Origin of the sequence: Pseudomonas cimarronensis, assembly GCF_049331905.1 — a bacterium.
Taxonomy (GTDB): domain Bacteria; phylum Pseudomonadota; class Gammaproteobacteria; order Pseudomonadales; family Pseudomonadaceae; genus Aquipseudomonas.
This window is the reverse complement of the sequence record NZ_CP186283.1, coordinates 4,189,423-4,214,341: the sequence shown is the minus strand read 5'-3', so window position 1 is coordinate 4,214,341 and position 24,919 is coordinate 4,189,423. Positions and strand designations below refer to the sequence as shown.

Annotated in this window: 24 protein-coding genes and 4 tRNA genes; all 28 read left to right on the top strand. The window is 56.6% G+C overall.

Going from position 1 to position 24,919, the window contains the following annotated elements; genetic code table 11:
• Positions 1–50 precede the first annotated feature (50 nt).
• The 28 genes from birA (at position 51) to rpsC (ending at position 24,909) form a co-directional block, all read left to right on the top strand.
• Complete coding sequence (birA, locus tag ACOCLD_RS19775) at positions 51–1,016, top strand: bifunctional biotin--[acetyl-CoA-carboxylase] ligase/biotin operon repressor BirA (protein ID WP_422910366.1); 966 nt, start codon at positions 51–53, stop codon at positions 1,014–1,016.
• Positions 1,006–1,746, top strand: coding sequence for a pantothenate kinase (locus tag ACOCLD_RS19770; RefSeq protein ID WP_422910365.1), 741 nt, complete (start codon positions 1,006–1,008; stop codon positions 1,744–1,746). Before birA ends, ACOCLD_RS19770 begins: the two co-directional genes overlap by 11 nt.
• 8 nt (positions 1,747–1,754) lie before the next feature.
• On the top strand, positions 1,755–2,426 hold the full coding sequence (locus ACOCLD_RS19765; protein WP_422910364.1) for an SPOR domain-containing protein: 672 nt from the start codon (positions 1,755–1,757) through the stop codon (positions 2,424–2,426).
• Positions 2,427–2,567: 141 nt separating this feature from the next.
• Positions 2,568–2,652, top strand: a tRNA-Tyr gene (locus ACOCLD_RS19760).
• A gap of 24 nt (positions 2,653–2,676) precedes the next feature.
• Positions 2,677–2,750, top strand: a tRNA-Gly gene (locus ACOCLD_RS19755).
• Between the two features lie 26 nt (positions 2,751–2,776).
• A tRNA-Thr gene (locus ACOCLD_RS19750) sits at positions 2,777–2,852 on the top strand.
• An 83-nt stretch (positions 2,853–2,935) separates the two neighbouring features.
• Complete coding sequence (gene tuf, locus ACOCLD_RS19745) at positions 2,936–4,129, top strand: elongation factor Tu (protein ID WP_422910360.1); 1,194 nt, start codon at positions 2,936–2,938, stop codon at positions 4,127–4,129.
• Positions 4,130–4,182: 53 nt separating this feature from the next.
• Positions 4,183–4,258, top strand: a tRNA-Trp gene (locus ACOCLD_RS19740).
• Positions 4,259–4,300: 42 nt separating this feature from the next.
• Entirely contained in the window at positions 4,301–4,669 is a 369-nt protein-coding gene (gene secE / locus ACOCLD_RS19735) for a preprotein translocase subunit SecE (RefSeq protein WP_422910363.1), read from the top strand.
• A gap of 9 nt (positions 4,670–4,678) precedes the next feature.
• Complete coding sequence (gene nusG, locus ACOCLD_RS19730) at positions 4,679–5,212, top strand: transcription termination/antitermination protein NusG (RefSeq protein ID WP_108489519.1); 534 nt, start codon at positions 4,679–4,681, stop codon at positions 5,210–5,212.
• Positions 5,213–5,328: 116 nt separating this feature from the next.
• A complete protein-coding gene (gene rplK / locus ACOCLD_RS19725) occupies positions 5,329–5,760 on the top strand; it encodes a 50S ribosomal protein L11 (protein ID WP_108096542.1) in 432 nt (143 codons plus the stop codon).
• A complete protein-coding gene (rplA, locus tag ACOCLD_RS19720) occupies positions 5,760–6,455 on the top strand; it encodes a 50S ribosomal protein L1 (RefSeq protein ID WP_233686602.1) in 696 nt (231 codons plus the stop codon). Before rplK ends, rplA begins: the two co-directional genes overlap by 1 nt.
• A gap of 197 nt (positions 6,456–6,652) precedes the next feature.
• The gene (rplJ, locus tag ACOCLD_RS19715; protein WP_257777841.1) at positions 6,653–7,153 is read left to right on the top strand and encodes a 50S ribosomal protein L10; all 501 of its coding nucleotides are present in this window, start codon (positions 6,653–6,655) and stop codon (positions 7,151–7,153) included.
• A 79-nt stretch (positions 7,154–7,232) separates the two neighbouring features.
• Complete coding sequence (rplL, locus tag ACOCLD_RS19710; RefSeq protein WP_233686601.1) at positions 7,233–7,598, top strand: 50S ribosomal protein L7/L12; 366 nt, start codon at positions 7,233–7,235, stop codon at positions 7,596–7,598.
• Positions 7,599–7,817: 219 nt separating this feature from the next.
• Entirely contained in the window at positions 7,818–11,891 is a 4,074-nt protein-coding gene (rpoB, locus tag ACOCLD_RS19705; RefSeq protein ID WP_233686600.1) for a DNA-directed RNA polymerase subunit beta, read from the top strand.
• 64 nt (positions 11,892–11,955) lie between these two features.
• On the top strand, positions 11,956–16,155 hold the full coding sequence (gene rpoC, locus ACOCLD_RS19700; RefSeq protein WP_422910362.1) for a DNA-directed RNA polymerase subunit beta': 4,200 nt from the start codon (positions 11,956–11,958) through the stop codon (positions 16,153–16,155).
• 151 nt (positions 16,156–16,306) lie between these two features.
• On the top strand, positions 16,307–16,678 hold the full coding sequence (gene rpsL, locus ACOCLD_RS19695; RefSeq protein ID WP_003463319.1) for a 30S ribosomal protein S12: 372 nt from the start codon (positions 16,307–16,309) through the stop codon (positions 16,676–16,678).
• 118 nt (positions 16,679–16,796) lie between these two features.
• Positions 16,797–17,267, top strand: coding sequence for a 30S ribosomal protein S7 (gene rpsG / locus ACOCLD_RS19690; protein WP_010490886.1), 471 nt, complete (start codon positions 16,797–16,799; stop codon positions 17,265–17,267).
• A gap of 30 nt (positions 17,268–17,297) precedes the next feature.
• On the top strand, positions 17,298–19,427 hold the full coding sequence (gene fusA, locus ACOCLD_RS19685; protein ID WP_422910361.1) for an elongation factor G: 2,130 nt from the start codon (positions 17,298–17,300) through the stop codon (positions 19,425–19,427).
• Positions 19,428–19,457: 30 nt separating this feature from the next.
• Positions 19,458–20,651: an elongation factor Tu gene (gene tuf, locus ACOCLD_RS19680; protein WP_422910360.1), complete on the top strand. Its 1,194-nt coding sequence runs from the start codon at positions 19,458–19,460 to the stop codon at positions 20,649–20,651.
• A gap of 141 nt (positions 20,652–20,792) precedes the next feature.
• Complete coding sequence (gene rpsJ / locus ACOCLD_RS19675) at positions 20,793–21,104, top strand: 30S ribosomal protein S10 (protein ID WP_013789756.1); 312 nt, start codon at positions 20,793–20,795, stop codon at positions 21,102–21,104.
• An 83-nt stretch (positions 21,105–21,187) separates the two neighbouring features.
• Positions 21,188–21,823 carry a 50S ribosomal protein L3 gene (gene rplC / locus ACOCLD_RS19670; protein WP_233686015.1) on the top strand — a complete coding sequence of 212 codons (636 nt, stop codon included), beginning with the start codon at positions 21,188–21,190 and terminating at the stop codon, positions 21,821–21,823.
• 12 nt (positions 21,824–21,835) lie between these two features.
• Complete coding sequence (gene rplD, locus ACOCLD_RS19665; RefSeq protein ID WP_233686014.1) at positions 21,836–22,438, top strand: 50S ribosomal protein L4; 603 nt, start codon at positions 21,836–21,838, stop codon at positions 22,436–22,438.
• Complete coding sequence (gene rplW / locus ACOCLD_RS19660; protein WP_090377370.1) at positions 22,435–22,734, top strand: 50S ribosomal protein L23; 300 nt, start codon at positions 22,435–22,437, stop codon at positions 22,732–22,734. Before rplD ends, rplW begins: the two co-directional genes overlap by 4 nt.
• Positions 22,735–22,748: 14 nt before the next feature.
• Positions 22,749–23,573 carry a 50S ribosomal protein L2 gene (gene rplB, locus ACOCLD_RS19655; RefSeq protein ID WP_069901956.1) on the top strand — a complete coding sequence of 275 codons (825 nt, stop codon included), beginning with the start codon at positions 22,749–22,751 and terminating at the stop codon, positions 23,571–23,573.
• Positions 23,574–23,589: 16 nt separating this feature from the next.
• Complete coding sequence (rpsS, locus tag ACOCLD_RS19650) at positions 23,590–23,865, top strand: 30S ribosomal protein S19 (RefSeq protein ID WP_010486981.1); 276 nt, start codon at positions 23,590–23,592, stop codon at positions 23,863–23,865.
• A gap of 11 nt (positions 23,866–23,876) precedes the next feature.
• Positions 23,877–24,209 (top strand): 50S ribosomal protein L22, encoded by a 333-nt coding sequence (gene rplV / locus ACOCLD_RS19645; RefSeq protein WP_003103908.1) that lies wholly within the window; start codon positions 23,877–23,879, stop codon positions 24,207–24,209.
• A 13-nt stretch (positions 24,210–24,222) separates the two neighbouring features.
• Positions 24,223–24,909, top strand: coding sequence for a 30S ribosomal protein S3 (rpsC, locus tag ACOCLD_RS19640; protein ID WP_233686013.1), 687 nt, complete (start codon positions 24,223–24,225; stop codon positions 24,907–24,909).
• The last annotated feature ends 10 nt before the right edge of the window (positions 24,910–24,919 follow it).

Here is a 24,919-nt window from a genome sequence, read left to right as displayed (position 1 = left end):
CGATACGGCGCATCGTTATTATGCGTGCCTCATTTTCCGGTAGGACTCGCATGCTTTCATTGTTAAAGCTCCTTCAGGACGGGCGCTTCCATTCCGGTGAAGCCCTCGGTGCTGAACTGGGTGTTAGTCGTGCTGCGGTGTGGAAGAAGCTGCAGGCGTTGCAGGCCGAGTTGGGCTTGTCGGTGCATAAGGTTCGTGGCCGCGGCTACCGGTTGGAGGCGCCGCTGCAGATGCTGGATGAACCGCGCCTGAATGGTCAGGGAGATGGTCCTGGTTGGCTGGCTTATGTGGTGCCCAGTCTCGACTCTACCAATGCCGAGGCGTTGCGGCTTTTGCCCTCAGCGCCGGCGCTGCCGTTCTATGTGTTGGCTGAGCGGCAGACTAGCGGGCGCGGCCGGCGCGGACGAAGCTGGGTGAGTCCCTTCGGTGAAAACATCTATTACAGCCTTGTGTTACGTATTGAAGGGGGCATGCGGCAGCTGGAAGGCATGAGTCTGGCTGTGGGGTTGGCGCTGCTGCAGGTCGTGCGTGATTGCGGTGTTTCCTCTGCCGGATTGAAGTGGCCCAATGATGTGTTGGTAGGCGAGCGTAAGCTGGCCGGTATCCTGTTGGAGTTGTCCGGCGATCCTGCAGATGTTTGTCATGTCGTGATTGGCATAGGGTTGAACGTAAATATGCTGGCCGCCGAGGTCGGGGCAATTGGTCAGCCCTGGACGTCGATGCGCATGGAGTTGGGTCGTCAGCTGGATCGCAATGAACTGGTGTGCGCGCTCAACCGGCAGTTGTCGCACTATCTGGACATCCAGTTGAGGCATGGATTTGCTGCATTACAAGATGAGTGGCAGCGTAGTCATCTATGGCAGTTGCGTCCTGTCGCGTTGACGGCAGGCGGCGAGCCTGTTGAGGGTGTGGTGCTTGGGGTGGATCAATCCGGTGCTGTGCGGATGCAGGTCGAGGGGGTTGAGCGTGTTTTCAGTGGTGGCGAGCTTAGTCTGAGGTTGCGTGATGATTCTTGAGCTCGACTGCGGTAATACATTGATCAAATGGCGTTTGCTGGCGGGGGCTTCCGCAGTTGCGGGTGGTGTCGTCGATTCCGATCAGGCACTGCTGCAGGCTGTTCGCGAGCAGGCTGTTCCACTGCGTGCCTGTCGTTTGGTGAGTGTACGCAGTGATGATGAAACCGCCTCTTTAATTGCGTTGCTCGAAACAGAATTTGCCGTCGTTTGCCTGCGTGCGAGTTCGGCTGTTGAGCTGGCCGGGGTAAGCAATGGCTATGAGCAGTATGAGCGCCTTGGGCTTGATCGCTGGTTGGCGGTTGTCGGGGCTTATCAGTTATCTCGTCGTGCCTGCCTGGTGATTGATCTCGGTACGGCTGTCACGTCCGACTTTGTCAGTGTTGAGGGGCTGCACTTGGGCGGGTTTATCTGCCCAGGTGTGCCGTTGATGCGTACTCAGTTACGTACGCATACGCGCAGAACGCGCTATGACTCAGATGAAGCGGCTCAGGCGCTTGGAGGTTTTTTGCCAGGGCGCTCGACGGCAGAGGCGGTGGAGAGGGGGTGCCTGTTGATGTTGCGTGGTTTTGTCAGCGGTCAGCTGGCCATCGCGGCTGAATGCCTGGGTGCGGCCTTCGATGTGTTTTTGACTGGCGGCGATGCGGCGCTGGTTGTTGATGAGATTCCTGGGGCGCAGGTTGTGCCAGATCTGGTGTTTATCGGCTTGGCGATCGCTTGCCCCGTAGATTGAGGTCATGCATGCGCTGGATGTTCTTGTGGTTGGTGGTTTTGAATCTGTTCTATTACGTGTGGCATCAGCAGCAGGCGCCGCTACGTGTTACAGAGATTGCGCCGTTGAACATGGCGCAGGAAAGTAAGCGCGATATTCGTTTGCTTAGTGAGTCCAGTGCTCCGTCGCGTCGAGAGGTGGTCGCAGCGCCGGCGCCCGAGGCTGTCTGTCTGTTTCTGGGTAGCTTTGAGGTGGCTGCGGAGGCGGCTTCAGTTGAGCAGCGGTTGCTTAGCCTGGATATCCAGTCGCGCGTGCAGAGTATGGATGCGGCGGCGGGGGTTGATTATTGGGTGTATCTACCTCCTCTGGCTTCGCGTCAGGCCTCCTTGCGGCAATTGCGCGAGCTTCAGGCGCGCAAGATTGATAGCTACATCATTACCCAGGGCGATCTTGCCAATGGTATTTCGTTGGGGATTTTTCCGCGCAGCGACTCGGCCGCCAGTGTTATGCAGCGGCTGCGCGATGCCGGTTATGAGCCTTTGCTGCGTGAGCTGACGCGCGCACACCGTAGTTTCTGGGTGCGTATTGCCCCGGAAAGCCGGCGTCTGGCTGATGATGCGCTGCTGCAGCGTTTAGCTTTTGACTTCAAAGGCTTACAACATCAATTAATGCCTTGCGAGGGGGTTGCAAGCCCTCAATAGAATGCATAGAATGGCGCCCGCTTCGCAGGGTGGCGCTAACAAGTGATCTGCGAAGTTGCTGTCAAAGTAGCTAACCTCAGGTTTTTTAATGAGAAATTGCTTGACAGTAGGTCGGCATAGAATGAGAATGCCGCCCCGTTTGGAGGGATTCCCGAGTGGCCAAAGGGATCAGACTGTAAATCTGACGTCATCGACTTCGAAGGTTCGAATCCTTCTCCCTCCACCAGATTTAGCGAGAGCTGCAGGCTCCGCGGGTATAGTTCAGTGGTAGAACCTCAGCCTTCCAAGCTGATGATGCGGGTTCGATTCCCGCTACCCGCTCCAGCATTGTTGTTCTTGCGATGTGTTTCGCTCATGTAGCTCAGTTGGTAGAGCACACCCTTGGTAAGGGTGAGGTCAGCGGTTCAAGTCCGCTCATGAGCTCCATTTGATAAAGGCAGATATGAAAGTATCTGCCTTTGTTTTATGGCGGTGATACCTGGTCAATTCTTCTCTGGGAGGCAGTCAAAATGGCTAAAGAAAAGTTTGAGCGTAACAAGCCGCACGTCAACGTAGGCACCATCGGTCACGTTGACCACGGTAAAACCACTCTGACTGCTGCTCTGACTCGCGTCTGCTCCGAAGTATTCGGTTCGGCTCGTGTTGACTTCGACAAGATCGACAGCGCTCCGGAAGAGAAGGCTCGTGGTATCACCATCAACACTGCACACGTAGAGTACGATTCCAACATTCGTCACTACGCGCACGTTGACTGCCCAGGTCACGCCGACTATGTGAAGAACATGATCACCGGTGCTGCTCAGATGGACGGCGCTATCCTGGTTTGCTCGGCCGCTGATGGTCCGATGCCGCAAACTCGCGAGCACATCCTGCTGTCCCGTCAGGTAGGCGTTCCGTACATCGTTGTCTTCCTGAATAAGGCTGACATGGTTGACGACGCTGAGCTGTTGGAGCTGGTTGAAATGGAAGTGCGTGACCTGCTCAGCACTTACGATTTCCCAGGTGACGACACCCCGATCATCATCGGCTCCGCGCTGATGGCGCTGAACGGCGAAGACACCAACGAAATGGGCACCACTGCTGTTAAGAAGCTGGTGGAAACTCTGGATACCTACATCCCAGAGCCGGTTCGTGCTATCGACAAGCCGTTCCTGATGCCAATCGAGGACGTGTTCTCGATCTCCGGTCGCGGTACTGTAGTAACTGGTCGTATCGAGCGCGGTATCGTCAAGATCCAGGAAGAAATCGAGATCGTTGGTCTGCGTGACACCACCAAGACCACCTGCACCGGCGTTGAAATGTTCCGCAAGCTGCTGGACGAAGGTCGTGCTGGCGAGAACTGCGGCGTTCTGCTGCGCGGCACCAAGCGTGACGACGTTGAGCGTGGTCAGGTTCTGGTCAAGCCGGGTTCGGTCAAGCCGCACACCACCTTCACTGCAGAAGTGTATGTGCTGAGCAAAGAAGAAGGCGGTCGTCACACTCCGTTCTTCAAAGGCTACCGTCCTCAGTTCTACTTCCGTACTACTGACGTGACTGGTAACTGCGAACTGCCGGAAGGCGTTGAGATGGTAATGCCGGGTGATAACGTGCAAATGACCGTTACCCTGATCAAGACCATCGCAATGGAAGAAGGTCTGCGTTTCGCCATTCGTGAAGGCGGTCGTACCGTCGGCGCCGGCGTGGTTGCAAAGATCATCGCTTAATCGATTGATCTGCTTTGTTCGGGCCGGCATAATGGTCGGCCTGATTCTGTTTTAGGTCAGTAGCTCAATTGGCAGAGCGACGGTCTCCAAAACCGTAGGTTGGGGGTTCGATTCCCTCCTGACCTGCCATTTTCCTAGAATTTGGCGCGTCTTTTCACAGGATATTAGTAGATGAATGTTAAGGCTGAGGCCAAAGAATCCCGCTTTGATCTGCTTAAGTGGCTGGCTGTTGCTGCTCTGGTAGTTGTTGGCGTGGTTGGTAATCAGTATTTCTCTGCTGAGCCCATTCTGTATCGCGTTCTGGCGCTGCTGGTTATTGCCGCGGTTGCTGGTGTGATTGCTCTGCAAACCTCGAAGGGTCAAGCCTTCTGGGTGCTGGCAAAAGAAGCTCGCGTTGAGATTCGTAAAGTCGTTTGGCCAACTCGCCAGGAAACCACGCAGACAACTCTGATTGTTGTGGCTGTTGTTTTGGTAATGGCGTTGCTGTTGTGGGGCTTAGACTCCCTGCTTGGTTGGCTTGTCTCGTTGATTGTCGGTTAAAGGTGTCCCGTGGCTAAGCGTTGGTACGTTGTGCATGCTTACTCGGGTTACGAGAAGCATGTTATGCGCTCGCTGATCGAGCGTGTAAAGCTTGCTGGTATGGAAGATGTTTTTGGTGAAATTCTAGTCCCTACCGAAGAAGTGGTAGAGATGCGTAATGGCCAGAAGCGCAAAAGCGAGCGTAAGTTTTTCCCAGGTTATGTCCTGGTGCAGATGGAAATGAGTGAGGCGACTTGGCACTTGATCAAGGACACTCCTCGCGTGATGGGCTTCATCGGTGGTACAGCTGACAAACCTGCGCCCATTACCGAAAAAGAAGCTGATGCCATCCTGCGCCGTGTTGCTGATAGCGGTGACAAGCCTAAGCCAAAAACGCTGTTTGAGCCGGGTGAAATGGTGCGCGTGACTGATGGTCCGTTTGCTGATTTCAGCGGTGTGGTTGAAGAAGTGAACTACGAGAAGAGCCGAATTCAGGTTGCGGTGACCATTTTCGGTCGCTCTACGCCGGTCGAGCTGGAGTTCAGTCAGGTCGAGAAGGCATAACTGACACAAGCATCCCTTACCCCGCAGCCCTGGGCTGCGGGGTTTTGTCGTCACTGGGATAAATAGGTAATAACTGGGGAGCCGTAAGGCGCTAGAACCCAAAACTGGAGTAGCTCATGGCTAAGAAAATTACGGCTTATATCAAGCTGCAAGTAAAGGCTGCACAAGCCAACCCGTCGCCACCCGTCGGCCCTGCTCTGGGTCAGCACGGCGTGAATATCATGGAATTCTGCAAGGCGTTCAACGCCAAGACTCAGGGCATGGAACCTGGTCTGCCGACTCCAGTGATCATCACTGTTTACAGCGACCGTAGCTTCACTTTTGAAACCAAAAGCACCCCTGCTTCAGTTCTGCTGAAGAAGGCTGCTGGCCTGACCAGCGGTTCGGCTCGCCCGAACAGCGTCAAGGTTGGCACTGTGACTCGTGCTCAGCTGGAAGAGATCGCCAAAACCAAACAGGCTGATCTGACTGCCGCTGATATGGATGCAGCTGTGCGTACTATCGCCGGCTCCGCTCGTAGCATGGGCCTCAACGTGGAGGGTGTGTAATGGCTAAGTTGACCAAGCGTCAAAAGGCAATCGCTGAGAAGGTTGAGGCTGGCAAGGCTTACAACTTCGTTGAAGCGGCCGCTCTGCTGGCTGAGCTGTCGGCAGTCAAGTTTTCTGAGTCCGTAGATATTGCCGTCAACCTCGGTGTTGACCCGCGTAAATCCGACCAGGTTGTTCGTGGCGCCACCGTTCTGCCGAACGGCTCGGGTAAAACCGTGCGCGTTGCTGTGTTCACCCAGGGTCCAGCTGCTGAAGCCGCTTTGGCTGCCGGCGCTGACCGCGTAGGTATGGACGAGCTGGCAGCTGAAATGAAAGGCGGCGACCTGAACTATGACGTAGTTATTGCTTCCCCGGATGCAATGCGCGTTGTTGGTCAGCTGGGTCAAGTGCTCGGTCCGCGCGGCCTGATGCCTAACCCGAAAGTCGGTACCGTGACTCCTGACGTCGCTACCGCTGTGAAGAATGCCAAAGCTGGTCAAGTACGTTTCCGTACTGACAAAAACGGCATCATCCACGGTTCCGTCGGCAAGGTCGGTTTTGATGCCGAGAAGCTGAAGCAGAACGTTGAAGCCCTGATCGCTGATCTGAAGCGCCTGAAGCCGTCGACCTCGAAAGGTGTCTACGTCAAGCGCGTTACCCTGAGCACCACGATGGGCCCAGGTCTGATCATCGACCAGAGTTCGCTGGACGCGTAATAAATGAGGCGGCGCATTGATTGCGCCGCTTTGAAGGTTTGGGGTCCCTGCTTTGCGGGGGCTATCCAAGACCGTAGGTGGCGCAAGCCTTAAACCAACAGCCTACGCAGATGGTGCTCCCGATTCTTACCGAATCAGACACCAAAACGACATCCACCTTCGGGCGGATGAAACGGTAACAAGCAGGAGTTAAACCCGTGGCAATTAAACTCGAAGACAAGAAGGCCATCGTCGCTGAAGTCAACGAGGCTGCCAAAGGTGCCCTGTCCGCTGTCGTGGCTGATGCCCGTGGTGTGACAGTAGGCGCTATGACCGGACTCCGTAAAGAGGCCCGCGAAGCTGGCGTATACGTACGTGTTGTACGTAATACCCTGCTCAAGCGCGCCGTTGAAGGCACCGAGTATTCGGTTCTCAACGACGTGTTCAAAGGCCCGACCCTGATTGCATTCTCCAAGGAACATCCGGGCGCTGCTGCTCGTATTTTCAAAGAGTTCGCCAAGGGTCAGGACAAGTTCGAGATCAAGGCAGCTGCGTTCGAGGGCAAGTTCCTCGCAGCAAACGAGATCGATGTGTTGGCTTCGCTGCCAACTCGCGACGAAGCCATTGCGAAGCTGATGAGCGTGATTCAAGGCGCTACCAGCAAGCTGGCTCGTACTCTGGCGGCCATTCGCGACCAGAAAGAAGCTTCCGCTGCCTAAGGCTGCGTAGTTCCTTTCAAAATCATATGTTTAATTTGATGGCTGCGTAGGCTGTCACCCCAATACAGGATTTAAAGTCATGTCTCTGACTAACGAACAAATCATCGAAGCAATCGGCCAGAAAACCGTTCTGGAAGTTGTTGAACTGATCAAAGCAATGGAAGAAACCTTCGGCGTTACCGCTGCTGTTGCCGCTGCTGGCCCAGCTGTTGCTGCCGCTGTTGTTGAAGAGCAAACCGAGTTCAACGTTATCCTGGCCGACGCTGGCGAGAAGAAAGTTAACGTGATCAAGGCTGTTCGTGAACTGACCGGTCTGGGCCTGAAAGAAGCCAAGGCTGTCGTTGACGGCGCTCCAGGCATGGTTCTGGAAGGTGTTGCTAAAGACGCTGCTGATAAAGCTAAAGCTGCTTTGGAAGAAGCTGGCGCCAAAGTCGAGCTCAAGTAAGCGACGACCTTGCGTCTACAGCCCAAGCGTTGAGCGAAAGGCTGATGGCTGGTGGCTTTTGCCACCGGCCTTTTTCCGTTCTAGGTCGGCGAATCATTGGCTGGCCTGGGGCGCGAAAACCCCGCCCGAAGTGGCGGCGCAAACCTAGGGTTTGCAAGAGTTTCTGGCAACTCCCGTCGGAGGGGCCAAATAAGCAGGTGACCAAGCTGGGGAACGCTGATGGCTTACTCATACACTGAGAAAAAACGTATCCGCAAGGACTTTAGCAAGTTGCCGGATGTCATGGATGTGCCGTATCTCCTGGCCATCCAGCTGGATTCGTATCGCGAATTCCTGCAGGCAGGAGCGACCAAGGACCAGTTCCGCGACATTGGCCTGCATGCGGCCTTCAAGTCTGTTTTCCCGATTATCAGCTATTCCGGCAATGCTGCTCTGGAGTATGTCGGTTATCGCCTGGGCGAGCCGGCTTTTGATGTCAAAGAATGCGTACTGCGTGGCGTTACTTTCGCCGTGCCGCTGCGAGTTAAAGTCCGTCTGATCATTTTCGACAAAGAGTCGTCGAACAAAGCGATCAAGGACATCAAAGAGCAAGAAGTGTACATGGGCGAAATTCCGCTCATGACCGAGAACGGTACCTTCGTTATCAACGGTACCGAGCGGGTTATCGTGTCCCAGCTGCACCGCTCCCCAGGCGTGTTCTTCGACCACGACCGTGGCAAGACCCACAGCTCGGGCAAGCTGCTGTACTCGGCGCGCATCATTCCTTACCGCGGCTCCTGGCTGGACTTCGAGTTCGACCCGAAGGACGCGGTATTCGTGCGTATCGACCGTCGCCGCAAACTGCCGGCTTCCGTACTGCTGCGCGCGCTGGGCTACAGCACTGAAGAAGTGCTGGACGCGTTCTATGCGACCAACGTATTCCATGTGAAGGGTGAGTCCCTGAATCTGGAACTGGTGCCGCAGCGTCTGCGTGGTGAAGTTGCTGTTCTCGACATCAAGGACGAGAAAGGCAAGGTCATCGTTGAGCAGGGCCGCCGGATTACCGCGCGTCACATCAACCAGCTGGACAAGGCTGGCATCAAAGAGCTGGAAGTTCCGATCGACTACCTGATCGGTCGCACCACGGCCAAGGCCATCGTGCACCCGGCTACCGGCGAGATCATTGCCGAATGCAACACCGAGCTGAACGTCGAGATCCTGGCCAAAGTGGTCAAGGCTCAGGTTGTGCGCATCGAAACGCTGTACACCAACGACATCGACTGCGGTCCGTTCATCTCCGACACCCTGAAGATCGACAGCACTACCAATCAGTTGGAAGCGCTGGTCGAGATCTACCGCATGATGCGTCCTGGCGAGCCGCCAACCAAGGATGCTGCCGAGACCCTGTTCAACAACCTGTTCTTCAGCGCCGAGCGTTACGACCTGTCGGCCGTTGGCCGCATGAAGTTCAACCGTCGTATCGGTCGCACCGAGATCGAAGGTTCGGGCGTGCTGAGCAAGGAAGACATCGTCGAGGTGCTCAAGACCTTGGTTGATATCCGTAACGGCAAAGGCATCGTCGACGACATCGACCACCTAGGTAACCGTCGTGTTCGCTGCGTCGGCGAAATGGCCGAGAACCAGTTCCGCGTTGGCCTGGTGCGTGTTGAGCGTGCGGTCAAAGAGCGTCTGTCGATGGCCGAAAGCGAAGGCCTGATGCCGCAGGACCTGATCAACGCCAAGCCGGTTGCGGCGGCGGTGAAAGAGTTCTTCGGCTCCAGCCAGCTTTCGCAGTTCATGGACCAGAACAACCCGCTGTCTGAGATCACTCACAAGCGCCGTGTTTCGGCTCTTGGCCCAGGCGGTCTGACCCGTGAGCGCGCCGGCTTCGAAGTCCGTGACGTACACCCGACCCATTACGGCCGTGTGTGCCCGATCGAGACCCCTGAAGGTCCGAACATCGGTCTGATCAACTCCCTGGCGGCCTATGCCCGCACCAACCAGTACGGCTTCCTGGAAAGCCCGTACCGTGTGGTGAAGGACACCCTGGTCACCGACGAGATCGTCTTCCTGTCCGCGATTGAAGAGGCCGATCACGTGATCGCCCAGGCTTCGGCGACCATGAACGACAAAGGTCAGCTGGTCGATGAACTGGTGGCTGTACGTCACCTCAACGAATTCACCGTCAAGGCGCCGGAAGACGTCACCCTGATGGACGTGTCGCCGAAACAGGTAGTTTCGGTTGCCGCTTCGTTGATTCCGTTCCTCGAGCACGACGACGCCAACCGTGCGTTGATGGGTTCGAACATGCAGCGTCAGGCTGTACCGACCCTGCGCGCCGACAAGCCGCTGGTAGGTACCGGCATGGAGCGCAACGTAGCGCGCGACTCCGGCGTTTGCGTGGTGGCTCGTCGCGGTGGCGTGATCGACTCGGTCGATGCCAGCCGTATCGTGGTTCGCGTTAATGATGACGAAGTAGAAACTGGCGAAGCCGGTGTCGACATCTACAACCTGACCAAGTACACCCGCTCCAACCAGAACACCTGCATCAACCAGCGTCCGCTGGTGAGCAAAGGTGACAAGGTTGAGCGCAGCGACATCCTGGCCGACGGCCCGTCCACCGACATGGGTGAACTGGCGCTGGGTCAGAACATGCGCGTGGCGTTCATGCCGTGGAACGGTTTCAACTTCGAAGACTCCATCTGCCTCTCCGAGCGCGTGGTGCAAGAAGATCGTTTCACCACCATCCACATTCAGGAACTGACCTGTGTGGCGCGTGACACCAAGCTCGGTTCGGAAGAAATCACTTCCGACATCCCGAACGTCGGTGAATCGGCACTGAACAAGCTGGACGAAGCGGGCATCGTGTATGTCGGTGCTGAAGTCGGCCCAGGCGACATTCTGGTTGGCAAGGTCACGCCGAAAGGCGAAACCCAGCTGACTCCGGAAGAGAAGCTGCTGCGTGCGATCTTCGGTGAGAAGGCGTCTGACGTTAAAGACACCTCCCTGCGTGTGCCGACTGGCACCAAAGGTACCGTTATCGATGTACAGGTCTTCACTCGTGATGGCGTGGAGCGCGATGCGCGTGCCCTGTCGATCGAGAAGAGCCAGCTCGACGAGATCCGCAAGGACCTCAACGAAGAGTTCCGCATCGTCGAAGGCGCAACCTTCGAGCGTCTGCGTTCTGCTCTGGTTGGCAAGAAAGCCGAAGGCGGCGCTGGCCTGAAGAAGGGTGCGGAAGTTACCGACGAGTTCCTCGACGGCCTCGAGCGCGGCCAGTGGTTCAAACTGCGCATGGCTGACGATGCCCTTAATGAGCAGTTGGAAAAGGCCCAGGCCTACATCTCCGACCGCCGTCAGCTGCTCGACGACAAGTTCGAAGACAAGAAGCGCAAGCTGCAGCAGGGCGATGACCTGGCTCCGGGCGTGCTGAAGATCGTCAAGGTCTACCTGGCAATCCGTCGTCGCATCCAGCCGGGCGACAAGATGGCCGGTCGTCACGGTAACAAGGGTGTGGTCTCGGTAATCATGCCGGTCGAAGACATGCCGCACGACATCCACGGTACTCCGGTCGACATCGTACTGAACCCGCTGGGTGTACCGTCGCGTATGAACGTCGGGCAGATCCTCGAAACCCACCTGGGCCTCGCGGCCAAAGGTCTGGGCGAGAAGATCAACCGCATGCTCGAAGAGCAGCGCAAGGTCGCCGAGCTGCGCAAGTTCATGCAGCAGATCTACAACGAGATCGGCGGTCGTCAGGAAAGCCTGGATGAGCTGAGCGATCAGGAAATCCTCAAGCTGGCGAACAACCTCAAAGGCGGTGTGCCGATGGCCACCCCGGTGTTCGACGGTGCCAAGGAAAGCGAAATCAAGGCCATGCTGAAACTGGCAGACCTGCCAGAAAGCGGCCAGATGCGCCTGATCGACGGCCGGACTGGTAACCAGTTCGAGCGTCCGACCACCGTTGGCTACATGTACATGCTGAAACTGAACCACCTGGTGGACGACAAGATGCACGCGCGTTCCACGGGTTCCTACAGCCTGGTTACCCAGCAGCCGCTGGGTGGTAAGGCGCAGTTCGGTGGTCAGCGCTTCGGTGAGATGGAGGTCTGGGCACTGGAAGCCTACGGCGCCGCCTACACCCTGCAGGAAATGCTGACCGTGAAGTCGGACGACGTGAACGGCCGTACCAAGATGTACAAAAACATCGTGGACGGAGATCACCGTATGGAGCCGGGCATGCCCGAGTCCTTCAACGTACTGATCAAAGAGATCCGTTCGCTGGGTATCGACATCGATCTGGAAACCGAATAACACGTGACGCGAATCGAGAGCGGGGCTGCCTAGCCCGCTCTCTGCTCCGCCAGGAGGAAAGGCCTTGAAAGACCTACTGAATTTGCTGAAAAACCAGGGTCAAGTCGAAGAGTTCGATGCCATTCGCATCGGTCTTGCTTCGCCTGAGATGATCCGTTCGTGGTCGTTCGGTGAAGTTAAAAAACCGGAAACCATCAACTACCGTACGTTCAAACCTGAGCGTGACGGCCTGTTCTGCGCCAAGATCTTTGGCCCGGTCAAGGATTACGAGTGCCTGTGCGGTAAGTACAAGCGCTTGAAGCATCGCGGCGTGATCTGCGAGAAGTGCGGCGTTGAAGTGGCCCTGGCCAAGGTTCGTCGTGAGCGCATGGCGCACATCGAACTGGCTTCGCCGGTTGCCCACATCTGGTTCCTCAAGTCGCTGCCGAGCCGCATCGGTTTGCTGATGGACATGACCCTGCGTGATATCGAGCGCGTGCTCTACTTCGAGAGCTATGTCGTTATCGATCCAGGCATGACCACCCTTGAAAAAGGCCAGCTGCTGAACGACGAGCAGTACTTCGAAGCCCTCGAAGAGTTCGGTGATGACTTCGACGCCCGCATGGGTGCTGAAGCCGTTCGCGAACTGCTGCACGCGATCGACCTGGAGCACGAGATTGGCCGTCTGCGCGAAGAGATTCCGCAAACCAACTCGGAAACCAAGATCAAGAAGCTGTCCAAGCGTCTGAAGCTGATGGAAGCGTTCCTCGGTTCTGGCAACCTGCCTGAGTGGATGGTGTTGACCGTTCTGCCGGTTCTGCCGCCAGACCTGCGTCCGCTGGTTCCGCTCGACGGTGGCCGCTTCGCGACTTCGGATCTGAACGATCTGTATCGTCGTGTGATCAACCGTAACAACCGTCTGAAGCGCCTGCTCGATCTGTCCGCGCCGGACATCATCGTGCGCAACGAAAAGCGCATGCTGCAGGAAGCGGTCGACGCCCTGCTCGACAACGGCCGTCGCGGTCGCGCCATCACTGGCTCGAACAAGCGTCCGCTGAAGTCGCTGGCTGACATGATCAAAGGTAAGCAAGGTCGCTTCCGTCAGAACCTGCTCGGTAAGCGCGTGGACTACTCCGGTCGTTCCGTTATTACCGTAGGCCCGACCCTGCGCCTGCACCAGTGCGGTCTGCCGAAGAAGATGGCCCTCGAGCTGTTCAAGCCGTTCATTTTCGGCAAGCTGGAAATGCGTGGTCTGGCGACCACCATCAAGGCCGCCAAGAAGATGGTCGAGCGCGAGCTGCCAGAGGTGTGGGACGTTCTCGCCGAAGTGATCCGCGAACACCCCGTCCTGCTCAACCGTGCCCCGACCCTGCACCGTCTGGGTATCCAGGCGTTCGAGCCGGTACTGATCGAAGGTAAAGCGATCCAGCTGCACCCGCTGGTCTGCGCCGCGTACAACGCCGACTTCGACGGTGACCAGATGGCTGTTCACGTGCCGCTGACGCTGGAAGCCCAGCTGGAAGCGCGCGCGCTGATGATGTCGACCAACAACATCCTCTCGCCCGCCAACGGTGAGCCGATCATCGTTCCGTCGCAGGACGTGGTACTGGGTCTGTATTACATGACCCGTGAAGCGGTGAACGCCAAGGGTGAAGGTCGCGTATTCGCCGATCTGCAGGAAGTCGACCGCGTGTTCCGCGCCGGCGAAGCGTCCCTGCATGCCCGCGTGAAAGTGCGTATCAACGAAACCATCAAAGAGAAAGATGGTTCGATCACCAAGAACACTCGCATCGTCGACACCACTGTCGGTCGTGCGCTGCTGTTCCAGATCGTACCGGCCGGCCTGTCCTACGACGTGGTCAACCAGTCGATGAAGAAGAAGGCGATCTCCAAGCTGATCAACCAGTGCTACCGCACTGTGGGTCTGAAGGACACCGTGATCTTCGCCGACCAGCTGATGTACACCGGTTTCGCTTACTCGACCATCTCCGGTGTGTCGATCGGCGTGAACGACTTCGTTATCCCGGATGAGAAGGCGCGCATCATCGACGCGGCTACCGAGGAAGTGAAGGAAATCGAATCGCAGTACGCCTCCGGCCTGGTTACCCAGGGCGAGAAGTACAACAAGGTGATCGACCTCTGGTCCAAGGCCAACGACGAAGTCTCCAAGGCGATGATGGCCAACCTCTCGAAAGAGCCGGTTGTCGATCGCGAAGGCAAGACCGTCGAGCAGGAGTCGTTCAACTCCATGTACATGATGGCCGACTCCGGTGCGCGGGGTTCTGCTGCGCAGATCCGTCAGCTGGCCGGTATGCGTGGTCTGATGGCCAAGCCGGACGGCTCCATCATCGAAACGCCGATCACCGCGAACTTCCGCGAAGGTCTGTCGGTTCTGCAGTACTTCATCTCCACTCACGGTGCTCGTAAAGGTCTGGCGGATACCGCACTGAAGACCGCGAACTCCGGTTACCTGACTCGTCGTCTGGTAGACGTGGCCCAGGACCTGGTCGTGACTGCAATCGATTGCGGTACCGAGCATGGCCTGCTGATGACTCCGCATATTGAAGGCGGTGACGTTGTAGAGCCGCTGGGTGAGCGCGTACTGGGTCGTGTGATCGCCAAGGATGTACCGAAGCCAGGCAGCGATGAAATCATCGTTCCGGCCGGTACCCTGGTTGACGAGCAGTGGGTTGAGTTCATCGAACGCAACAGCATCGACGAAGTGGTTGTGCGCTCGCCAATCACCTGCGAAACCCGTTACGGCATCTGCGCCAAGTGCTACGGTCGCGACCTGGCTCGCGGTCACCAGATCAACATCGGTGAAGCAGTCGGCGTTATCGCTGCTCAGTCGATCGGTGAGCCGGGTACCCAGCTGACCATGCGTACGTTCCACATCGGTGGTGCGGCCAGCCGAACCTCGGCGGCTGACAGCGTACAAGTGAAGAACGGTGGTGCGGTACGTCTGCACAACCTCAAGCACGTTGAGCGTCTGGATGGCAACCTGGTTGCAGTGTCGCGTTCCGGCGAGCTGGCGATTGCCGACGAGTTCGGTCGTGAGCGTGAGCGCTACAAGCTGCCGTACGGTGCTGTTATCTCCGTGAAGGAAGGCGACAAGGTCGACGCTGGCGCAATCGTTGCCAAGTGGGACCCGCACACCCACCCGATCGTGACCGAAATGAAAGGTACCGTGACCTATGTGGGCATGGAAGACGGCATCACTATCAAGCGCCAAACCGACGAACTGACCGGTCTGACCAACATCGAAGTCCTCGATCCGAAGGATCGTCCGGCTGCCGGCAAGGAAATTCGCCCTGCCGTTAAGATGGTGGGTGAAGATGGTAAGGATCTGCTGCTGCCAGGTACCGACGTACCGGCTCAGTACTTCCTGCCGGCGAACGCCCTGGTGGGTGTGGCGAACGGTGCTCAGGTGGGCGTGGGTGATGTTATTGCGCGTATCCCGCAAGAGACCTCGAAGACCCGTGACATCACCGGTGGTTTGCCACGTGTTGCTGACCTGTTCGAAGCCCGTCGCCCGAAAGAAGCGTCGATCCTCGCCGAGATCAGCGGCACCATCTCGTTCGGTAAAGAGACCAAAGGCAAGCGCCGTCTGGTTATCACGCCGACCGATGGCAGTGATCCGTACGAAGAGCTGATCCCGAAATGGCGTCACCTGAACGTGTTCGAAGGTGAGCAGGTCAACAAGGGTGAGGTGATCTCCGACGGTCCGAGCGATCCGCACGATATCCTGCGTCTGCTGGGTGTCAGCGCGCTGGCCAAGTACATCGTCAACGAGATCCAGGACGTGTACCGCCTGCAGGGCGTGAAGATCAACGACAAGCACATCGAGACCATCCTGCGCCAGATGCTGCGTAAGGTCGAAGTGGCTGAGGCCGGTGACTCCAGCTTCATCAAGGGTGACCAGATGGAGTTGACCGCGGTACTGGGTGAAAACGAGCGTCTGGCTGCAGAAGACAAGTTCGTCGCCAAGTACACCCGCGTGTTGCTGGGTATCACCAAGGCGTCGCTGTCCACCGAGTCGTTTATCTCGGCGGCCTCCTTCCAGGAAACCACTCGCGTTCTCACCGAGGCGGCGGTTACTGGCAAGCGCGACTACCTGCGTGGTCTGAAAGAAAACGTGGTCGTGGGTCGTCTGATCCCGGCCGGTACCGGTCTGGCCTATCACAGCGAGCGCAAGCGCAAGCGTGATGCCGCTCAGCCAGTACGCGTCAGCGCCAGTGAAGTGGAAGCCGCACTGACCGAAGCGCTGAACTCCAGCGGTAATTAAGTGCAAAGCCCCGCCAGCTCGCTAGCGGGGCTTTGTCTTGACTGGGGCGGTGAGTCTCTTTAGACTCATGCACCCCTAAATTTGGCAGGGCACGTGCTCTGCCATTTTGTTTGTAGGGCAATAGCGTCGCAAGACAACAGTGGAGCTTAAGATGGCAACTATCAACCAGCTGGTACGTCAGCCGCGTAAGCGTATCGTCGAGAAATCCGACGTGCCTGCGCTGCAGAACTGCCCGCAGCGTCGTGGTGTGTGCACTCGCGTGTATACCACTACGCCGAAAAAACCTAACTCGGCACTGCGTAAAGTTTGCCGTGTACGCCTGACCAACGGTTTCGAGGTTTCCTCGTACATCGGCGGTGAAGGCCACAACCTGCAAGAGCACAGCGTCGTTCTGATTCGCGGCGGCCGTGTAAAAGACTTGCCAGGTGTGCGTTACCACACCGTGCGCGGTTCGCTGGATACCTCCGGCGTTAAAGACCGTAAGCAGGGTCGTTCGAAGTACGGTACCAAGCGTCCGAAGTAATCGGCGCGCTGTACTGAATTGCGAGTTTCTATTTTTCTGAGTCGATAAGAGTAAGGTCGGGCATCCACCTCAGGGTGCAGTCCCGGGCTAACCTGAAGACCGTTTGAGGGCTTATCAAATGCCAAGACGTCGTGTAGCAGCCAAGCGCGAAGTGCTTGACGATCCAAAATACGGAAGCCAAATCCTGGCCAAGTTCATGAACCACGTAATGGAAAGCGGCAAGAAAGCCGTTGCCGAGCGTATCGTTTATGGCGCCCTGGACAAGGTTAAAGAGCGTAAGAACAGCGATCCCCTGGAAATCTTCGAGAAAGCTCTCGACGCCATCGCTCCGCTGGTCGAAGTGAAGTCGCGCCGTGTAGGCGGTGCTACTTACCAGGTTCCGGTCGAAGTTCGTCCGTCCCGTCGTAACGCTCTTGCCATGCGCTGGCTGGTAGATTTCGCCCGTAAGCGTGGCGAGAAATCCATGGCCCTGCGTTTGGCGGGCGAGCTGTTGGATGCTGCAGAAGGCAAAGGTGCTGCAGTTAAGAAGCGTGAAGACGTGCACCGCATGGCAGAAGCCAACAAGGCTTTCTCGCACTACCGCTTCTAAATCTGGCATCTCAATATTTGCGAGGGCTTTATGGCTCGTACTACACCGATTAACCGCTACCGTAATATTGGTATCTGTGCGCACGTTGATGCGGGCAAGACCACCACTACCGAGCGGATCCTGTTCTACACAGGTCTCAGCCACAAGATGGGTGAGGTGCATGACGGCGCGGCAACTACCGACTGGATGGTGCAGGAGCAGGAGCGTGGTATCACCATTACCTCCGCTGCTGTAACCACCTTCTGGAAAGGTTCGCGTGGTCAGTACGACAACTACCGCGTAAACGTTATCGATACCCCCGGCCACGTAGACTTCACCATTGAAGTAGAGCGTTCGCTGCGTGTACTCGACGGCGCAGTTGTGGTGTTCTGTGGTACTTCCGGCGTTGAGCCGCAGTCCGAAACCGTATGGCGTCAAGCCAACAAGTACGGCGTTCCGCGTGTTGTTTACGTGAACAAGATGGACCGTGCGGGCGCCAACTTCCTGCGCGTAATCGGCCAGATCAAGAACCGCCTGGGTCACACCCCGGTTCCGGTTCAGTTGGCTATCGGTGCTGAAGAGAACTTCGAAGGTCAGATCGATCTGATCAAGATGAAGGCTATCTACTGGAACGATGACGACAAAGGCACCACGTATCGCGAGGAAGAAATTCCTGCAGATATGCTGGAGTTGGCTGAAGAGTGGCGCTCCAACATGGTTGAAGCTGCTGCCGAAGCCAGCGAAGAGCTGATGAACAAATACCTTGAAGAAGGTGAGTTGACTGTCGAAGAGATCAAGGCAGGCCTGCGTGCGCGCACCTTGGCCAGCGAGATCGTTCCGGCTGTCTGCGGTTCGTCGTTCAAGAACAAGGGTGTTCCGCTGGTGCTCGATGCTGTTATCGACTTCCTGCCGGCTCCTACCGAGATCCCTGCGATCAAGGGTATTCATCCGGACATCATCGACAAGCCGAAAGAAACGCTGGTCGACGCTGACTACGATGAGCGTCATGCTGACGACGCAGAGCCGTTCTCCGCTCTGGCCTTCAAAATTGCCACCGATCCATTCGTCGGTACGCTGACCTTTGTTCGCGTTTACTCGGGCTTCCTGAGCTCCGGTGACTCCGTGATCAACTCGGTCAAGGGCAAGAAAGAGCGCGTTGGTCGTATGGTGCAGATGCACGCCAACCAGCGTGATGAAATCAAAGAAGTACGTGCAGGCGATATCGCTGCTCTGATTGGCATGAAGGACGTCACCACTGGTGACACTCTGTGCTCGATCGAGAAGCCGATCATCCTTGAGCGTATGGACTTCCCGGAGCCGGTAATTTCGGTGGCTGTAGAGCCGAAAACCAAGGCTGACCAGGAGAAGATGGGTATTGCTCTGGGCAAACTGGCTCAGGAAGACCCGTCGTTCCGCGTCAAGACTGACGAAGAAACCGGTCAGACCATCATCTCCGGTATGGGTGAGCTGCACCTGGACATCCTCGTTGACCGCATGAAGCGCGAGTTCAACGTTGAGGCCAACATTGGTAAGCCTCAGGTTTCCTACCGCGAGAAAATCACCAAGAACTGCGAAATCGAAGGCAAGTTCGTGCGTCAATCCGGTGGTCGTGGCCAGTTCGGTCATTGCTGGATTCGCTTCGCGCCTGCTGATGAAGGCCAGGAAGGTCTGGTTTTCGTCAACGAAGTCGTAGGTGGTGTGGTTCCGAAGGAATACATCCCGGCGATCCAGAAGGGTATCGAAGAGCAGATGAAGAACGGCGTTGTTGCCGGCTATCCGCTGATCGGCCTGAAGGCAACCGTGTTCGATGGTTCCTACCACGACGTCGACTCCAACGAGATGGCGTTCAAGGTGGCGGCTTCCATGGCGACCAAGCAGCTGGCCCAGAAGGGTGGCGGTGTTGTGCTTGAGCCGATCATGAAGGTGGAAGTAGTAACCCCTGAGGACTACATGGGTGACGTGATGGGTGACCTGAACCGTCGTCGTGGTCTGATCCAGGGTATGGAAGATTCGGTATCGGGCAAAGTGATCCGTGCTGAGGTTCCGCTGGGTGAGATGTTCGGTTACGCGACCGACGTCCGTTCCATGTCTCAGGGTCGCGCAAGCTACTCCATGGAATTCTCCAAATACTCCGAAGCTCCGGCGAACATCGTTGAAGCTCTGGTTAAAAAACAAGGCTGATTCAGCCCTTTAGGCAAGGAGTTAATTGTCGTGGCTAAAGAAAAATTTGAACGTAACAAACCGCACGTCAACGTAGGCACCATCGGTCACGTTGACCACGGTAAAACCACTCTGACTGCTGCTCTGACTCGCGTCTGCTCCGAAGTATTCGGTTCGGCTCGTGTTGACTTCGACAAGATCGACAGCGCTCCGGAAGAGAAGGCTCGTGGTATCACCATCAACACTGCGCACGTAGAGTACGATTCCAACATTCGTCACTACGCGCACGTTGACTGCCCGGGTCACGCCGACTATGTGAAGAACATGATCACCGGTGCTGCCCAGATGGACGGCGCTATCCTGGTTTGCTCGGCCGCTGATGGTCCGATGCCGCAAACTCGCGAGCACATCCTGCTGTCCCGTCAGGTAGGCGTTCCGTACATCGTTGTCTTCCTGAACAAGGCTGACATGGTTGACGACGCTGAGCTGCTGGAACTGGTTGAAATGGAAGTGCGTGACCTGCTCAGCACTTACGATTTCCCGGGCGACGACACTCCGATCATCATCGGCTCCGCGCTGATGGCGCTGAACGGCGAAGACACCAACGAAATGGGCACCACTGCTGTTAAGAAGCTGGTGGAAACTCTGGATACCTACATCCCAGAGCCGGTTCGTGCTATCGACAAACCGTTCCTGATGCCAATCGAAGACGTGTTCTCGATCTCCGGTCGCGGTACTGTGGTAACTGGCCGTATCGAGCGTGGTATCGTCAAGATTCAGGAAGAAATCGAGATCGTTGGTCTGCGTGACACCACCAAGACCACCTGCACCGGCGTTGAAATGTTCCGCAAGCTGCTCGACGAAGGTCGTGCTGGCGAGAACTGCGGCGTTCTGCTGCGCGGCACCAAGCGTGACGACGTTGAGCGTGGCCAGGTTCTGGTCAAGCCGGGTTCGGTCAAGCCGCACACCACCTTCACTGCAGAAGTGTATGTGCTGAGCAAAGAAGAAGGCGGTCGTCACACTCCGTTCTTCAAAGGCTACCGTCCTCAGTTCTACTTCCGTACTACTGACGTAACCGGTAACTGCGAACTGCCGGAAGGCGTTGAGATGGTAATGCCAGGTGATAACGTGCAAATGACCGTTACCCTGATCAAGACCATTGCAATGGAAGAAGGTCTGCGTTTCGCCATTCGTGAAGGCGGTCGTACCGTCGGCGCCGGCGTCGTAGCCAAAATCATCGCGTAAGTGATGATTTGAAAAGAAGCCCCCGCTTGCGGGGGCTTTTTTATTGGGTTGACACCTGCTAGGGGCGTCTATAGAATCACGCCTCCTTTTAACGGGCGTATTGCGTCCGTTGGGAATAGCAGCTTGGAATCTGAGGTCAAAATGCAAAACCAACAAATCCGTATTCGGTTGAAGGCTTTTGACCATCGCCTGATCGATCAATCAACCCAGGAAATCGTGGAAACCGCGAAACGTACTGGTGCTCAGGTGCGTGGTCCGATTCCTCTGCCTACCCGCAAAGAGCGGTTCACTGTACTGACTTCCCCGCACGTCAACAAAGACGCGCGTGATCAGTACGAGATCCGTACTCATAAGCGTGTTCTGGACATCGTCCAGCCAACGGATAAAACCGTTGACGCGCTGATGAAGCTCGACCTTGCGGCTGGCGTGGAAGTGCAGATCAGCCTCGGCTAAAACCGTTTAGGTTTTAGTCGTGTAACGCTCTGAAATGGGCGGCCATAGCGGGTGAAAGCCCCGTACACTCATGAGGTTACAACATGACTATTGGTGTAGTCGGTCGAAAAGCGGGCATGACCCGTATTTTCACCGAAGAAGGTGTCTCCATTCCGGTTACGGTCATTGAGATCGAGCCGAATCGCGTCACTCAGTTCAAAACTGAAGAGTCCGATGGCTATCGTGCAGTGCAAGTCACTGTCGGTGAGCGTCGTGCTTCTCGTGTCAGCAAGGCGCAAGCCGGTCACTTCGCTAAGGCGAACGTTGCGGCAGGTCGTACCGTTCTGGAGTTCCGTCTCGAAGACGGCGAATACCAGGCTGGTGATCTGATCAACGCTGAAATTTTCCAAGCTGGTCAACTGGTCGACGTGACTGGTCAGTCCAAGGGTAAAGGCTTTGCCGGTACCATCAAGCGTTGGAACTTCCGCGGCCAAGACAACACTCACGGTAACTCCGTGTCCCACCGTGTTCCGGGTTCCATTGGCCAGTGCCAGACTCCGGGTCGCGTATTCAAGGGCAAGAAAATGTCCGGTCACATGGGTGCTGAGCGCGTGACTGTGCAGTCCCTGGAAGTAGTGCGCGTCGATGCTGAACGCAACCTGCTGCTGGTCAAGGGTGCCGTTCCTGGCGCTACTGGCGGCAACCTGGTTGTCCGTCCGGCAGCCAAGGCTCGCGGTTAAGGGGAAGCTGACATGCAATTAAATGTAAATGGCGCTCAAGCGATCGAAGTATCCGAAGCCACTTTTGGCGGCGCGTACAACGAGACCCTGGTTCACCAAGCTGTTGTGGCCTACATGGCCGGCGGCCGTCAGGGCAGCAAGCAACAAAAGACCCGTTCCGACGTATCCGGTGGCGGTAAGCGTCCGTGGCGTCAGAAGGGCACTGGTCGTGCTCGTGCTGGTACCAGCCGTGGTCCGATCTGGCGTGGCGGTGGTGTGACCTTCGCAGCTCGTCCACAGAACCACGATCAAAAGCTGAACAAGAAGATGTATCGCGCGGCTATCCGTTCGATTCTTGCTGAGCTGGTTCGTACTGATCGTCTGGTTGTTGTCGAAGACTTCAGCGTTGAAGCTCCGAAAACCAAAGAACTGTTGGGCAAGTTGAATGGCATGGGTCTGACCGATGTGCTGATCGTGTCCGATGCCGTTGATGAGAATCTGTACCTGGCTGCTCGTAACCTGCCGCACGTTGATGTTCGCGACGTTCAAGGTTCCGATCCGGTCAGTCTGATCGCGTACGAGAAGGTGCTGGTCACCGTTTCTGCCGTGAAGAAATTCGAGGAGCTGCTGGGATGAACCAGGAACGCGTATTTAAAGTGCTGCTTGGCCCGCACATCTCCGAGAAGGCCACGGTTCTCGCTGACAAGAAAAGTCAGTTCGTTTTCAAGGTTGCAACCGATGCAACCAAGCTGGAAATCAAGAAGGCCGTCGAAAGCCTGTTCGGCGTGAATGTTGCTGCTGTCAATACCGTGAATGTTCTCGGTAAGACTAAGCGCAATGCTCGCGGTCTGGGCAAGCGTAACGACTGGAAGAAAGCGATCATTTCGCTTCAGCCAGGCCAGGATCTCGATTTCGCCAGCAGTGCTGAGTAAGGAAGGGGTGCATCATGGCAATCGTTAAGTGCAAACCGACTTCCGCAGGCCGCCGTTTCGTGGTCAAGGTGGTCAATCAGGAGCTGCATAAAGGCGCTCCTTACGCTCCGCTGCTCGAGAAGAAGTCGAAGTCTGGCGGTCGTAACAACAATGGTCGTATCACCACCCGTCATATCGGTGGTGGCCATAAGCAGCATTACCGTCTGGTCGATTTCCGTCGCAACGACAAAGATGGCATTCCAGCCACTGTTGAGCGTATCGAATACGATCCGAACCGTACCGCACACATCGCTCTGCTGATGTATGCAGACGGCGAGCGTCGCTACATCATCGCCCCTAAAGGCGTGAGTGCTGGCGATCAGCTGGTAGCTGGCATCATGGCTCCGATCAAGCCGGGCAACAGTCTGCAACTGCGCAATATTCCAGTTGGTAGCACTGTTCACGGTATCGAACTGAAGCCGGGTAAAGGTGCTCAGATCGCTCGTTCCGCTGGTGCTTCGGCTCAGCTGATTGCGCGTGAAGGTGTCTACGTGACCCTGCGTCTGCGTTCCGGTGAAATGCGTAAAGTACTGGCTGAGTGCCGTGCGACCCTGGGCGAAGTCTCGAACTCCGAGCACAGCCTGCGTTCGCTGGGTAAAGCGGGTGCTAAGCGCTGGCGTGGCGTTCGCCCAACCGTTCGTGGTGTTGCCATGAACCCGGTTGACCACCCACACGGTGGTGGTGAAGGTCGTACCTCTGGTGGTCGTCATCCGGTGTCTCCATGGGGCTTCCCGACGAAGGGCGCGAAGACTCGTGGTAACAAACGCACCGACAACATGATCGTCCGTCGTCGCAAGTAAATAGAGGGATACGACAGTGCCACGTTCTCTGAAAAAAGGTCCTTTTATTGATCTTCACCTACTGAAGAAGATCGAAGTGGCGGTGGAAAAGAACGATCGCAAGCCAGTGAAAACCTGGTCGCGTCGCTCGATGATCCTGCCACAAATGGTCGGTCTGACCATTGCTGTGCATAACGGTCGTCAACATGTCCCAGTTCTCGTGAACGAAGACATGGTCGGCCACAAACTGGGCGAATTTGCCGGCACTCGTACCTATCGTGGGCACGTGGCTGACAAGAAAGCCAAGCGTTAAGGGGTAAGGAAATGGAAGTAGCCGCTAAGTTGTCGGGCGCTCGCATCTCCGCCCAGAAAGCCCGCTTGGTCGCCGACCAGATCCGCGGGAAGAAGGTGGGCGAAGCGCTCAACCTGCTGGCTTTCAGTAGCAAGAAAGCCGCGGAAATCATGAAGAAAGTGCTGGAGTCGGCTGTAGCCAACGCCGAGCACAACGAAGGCGCAGACGTTGATGACCTGAAAGTCAGCACCGTTTTCGTCAACGAAGGGCGTTCGCTTAAGCGCATCATGCCGCGTGCCAAAGGCCGCGCTGATCGCATCGTCAAGCGGTCTTGCCATATCACTGTCAAGGTTGCGGACAAGTAACGGAGTCGATCAGATGGGTCAGAAAGTACATCCCGTTGGCATCCGCCTGGGAATCGTCAAGGAGCACACCTCCGTCTGGTACGCAGACGGTCGGACTTATGCGGACTATTTGTTCGCTGATCTGAAGGTGCGTGAGTATCTCCAAGACAAACTAAAAAGCGCGTCCGTAAGCCGTATCGACATTGCTCGCCCGGCTCAAACCGCACGCATCACCATCCACACCGCTCGTCCAGGTATCGTTATCGGGAAGAAAGGTGAGGACGTTGAGAAACTGCGTCAGGACCTGACCAAGCAAATGGGTGTGCCTGTGCACATCAATATCGAAGAGATCCGCAAGCCGGAGCTCGACGGTATGCTGGTTGCGCAGAGCGTAGCTCAGCAGCTGGAGCGTCGCGTGATGTTCCGTCGCGCCATGAAGCGCGCTGTACAGAACGCCATGCGTATTGGTGCCAAGGGCATCAAAATCCAAGTGAGCGGTCGTCTCGGCGGTGCTGAAATTGCACGTACCGAATGGTATCGCGAAGGTCGTGTGCCGTTGCACACCCTGCGTGCCGATATCGACTATGCCACGTACGAAGCGCACACCACTTACGGTGTGATCGGTGTCAAGGTTTGGATCTTCAAAGGCGAAGTGATTGGTGGCCTTAAAGAAGAACTGAAACCGCAAGCACCTGCGCCTCGTAAAAAAGCTGCTAAGTAAGGAGTACGCA

Excerpts from the sequence above, each read along its gene's own strand:
- rplB (WP_069901956.1), top strand. The coding sequence starts at position 22,749 with ATGGCAATCGTTAAGTGCAAACCGACTTCCGCAGGCCGCCGTTTCGTG.
- rpoB (WP_233686600.1), top strand. The coding sequence starts at position 7,818 with ATGGCTTACTCATACACTGAGAAAAAACGTATCCGCAAGGACTTTAGC.
- ACOCLD_RS19765 (WP_422910364.1), top strand. The coding sequence starts at position 1,755 with ATGCGCTGGATGTTCTTGTGGTTGGTGGTTTTGAATCTGTTCTATTAC.
- birA (WP_422910366.1), top strand. The coding sequence starts at position 51 with ATGCTTTCATTGTTAAAGCTCCTTCAGGACGGGCGCTTCCATTCCGGT.
- ACOCLD_RS19770 (WP_422910365.1), top strand. The coding sequence starts at position 1,006 with ATGATTCTTGAGCTCGACTGCGGTAATACATTGATCAAATGGCGTTTG.
- secE (WP_422910363.1), top strand. The coding sequence starts at position 4,301 with ATGAATGTTAAGGCTGAGGCCAAAGAATCCCGCTTTGATCTGCTTAAG.
- tuf (WP_422910360.1), top strand. The coding sequence starts at position 2,936 with ATGGCTAAAGAAAAGTTTGAGCGTAACAAGCCGCACGTCAACGTAGGC.
- rplC (WP_233686015.1), top strand. The coding sequence starts at position 21,188 with ATGACTATTGGTGTAGTCGGTCGAAAAGCGGGCATGACCCGTATTTTC.
- rplL (WP_233686601.1), top strand. The coding sequence starts at position 7,233 with ATGTCTCTGACTAACGAACAAATCATCGAAGCAATCGGCCAGAAAACC.
- rplW (WP_090377370.1), top strand. The coding sequence starts at position 22,435 with ATGAACCAGGAACGCGTATTTAAAGTGCTGCTTGGCCCGCACATCTCC.
- fusA (WP_422910361.1), top strand. The coding sequence starts at position 17,298 with ATGGCTCGTACTACACCGATTAACCGCTACCGTAATATTGGTATCTGT.
- rpsL (WP_003463319.1), top strand. The coding sequence starts at position 16,307 with ATGGCAACTATCAACCAGCTGGTACGTCAGCCGCGTAAGCGTATCGTC.
- rpsG (WP_010490886.1), top strand. The coding sequence starts at position 16,797 with ATGCCAAGACGTCGTGTAGCAGCCAAGCGCGAAGTGCTTGACGATCCA.
- rpsJ (WP_013789756.1), top strand. The coding sequence starts at position 20,793 with ATGCAAAACCAACAAATCCGTATTCGGTTGAAGGCTTTTGACCATCGC.
- rplA (WP_233686602.1), top strand. The coding sequence starts at position 5,760 with ATGGCTAAGTTGACCAAGCGTCAAAAGGCAATCGCTGAGAAGGTTGAG.
- rplK (WP_108096542.1), top strand. The coding sequence starts at position 5,329 with ATGGCTAAGAAAATTACGGCTTATATCAAGCTGCAAGTAAAGGCTGCA.
- rpsC (WP_233686013.1), top strand. The coding sequence starts at position 24,223 with ATGGGTCAGAAAGTACATCCCGTTGGCATCCGCCTGGGAATCGTCAAG.
- rplV (WP_003103908.1), top strand. The coding sequence starts at position 23,877 with ATGGAAGTAGCCGCTAAGTTGTCGGGCGCTCGCATCTCCGCCCAGAAA.
- rplD (WP_233686014.1), top strand. The coding sequence starts at position 21,836 with ATGCAATTAAATGTAAATGGCGCTCAAGCGATCGAAGTATCCGAAGCC.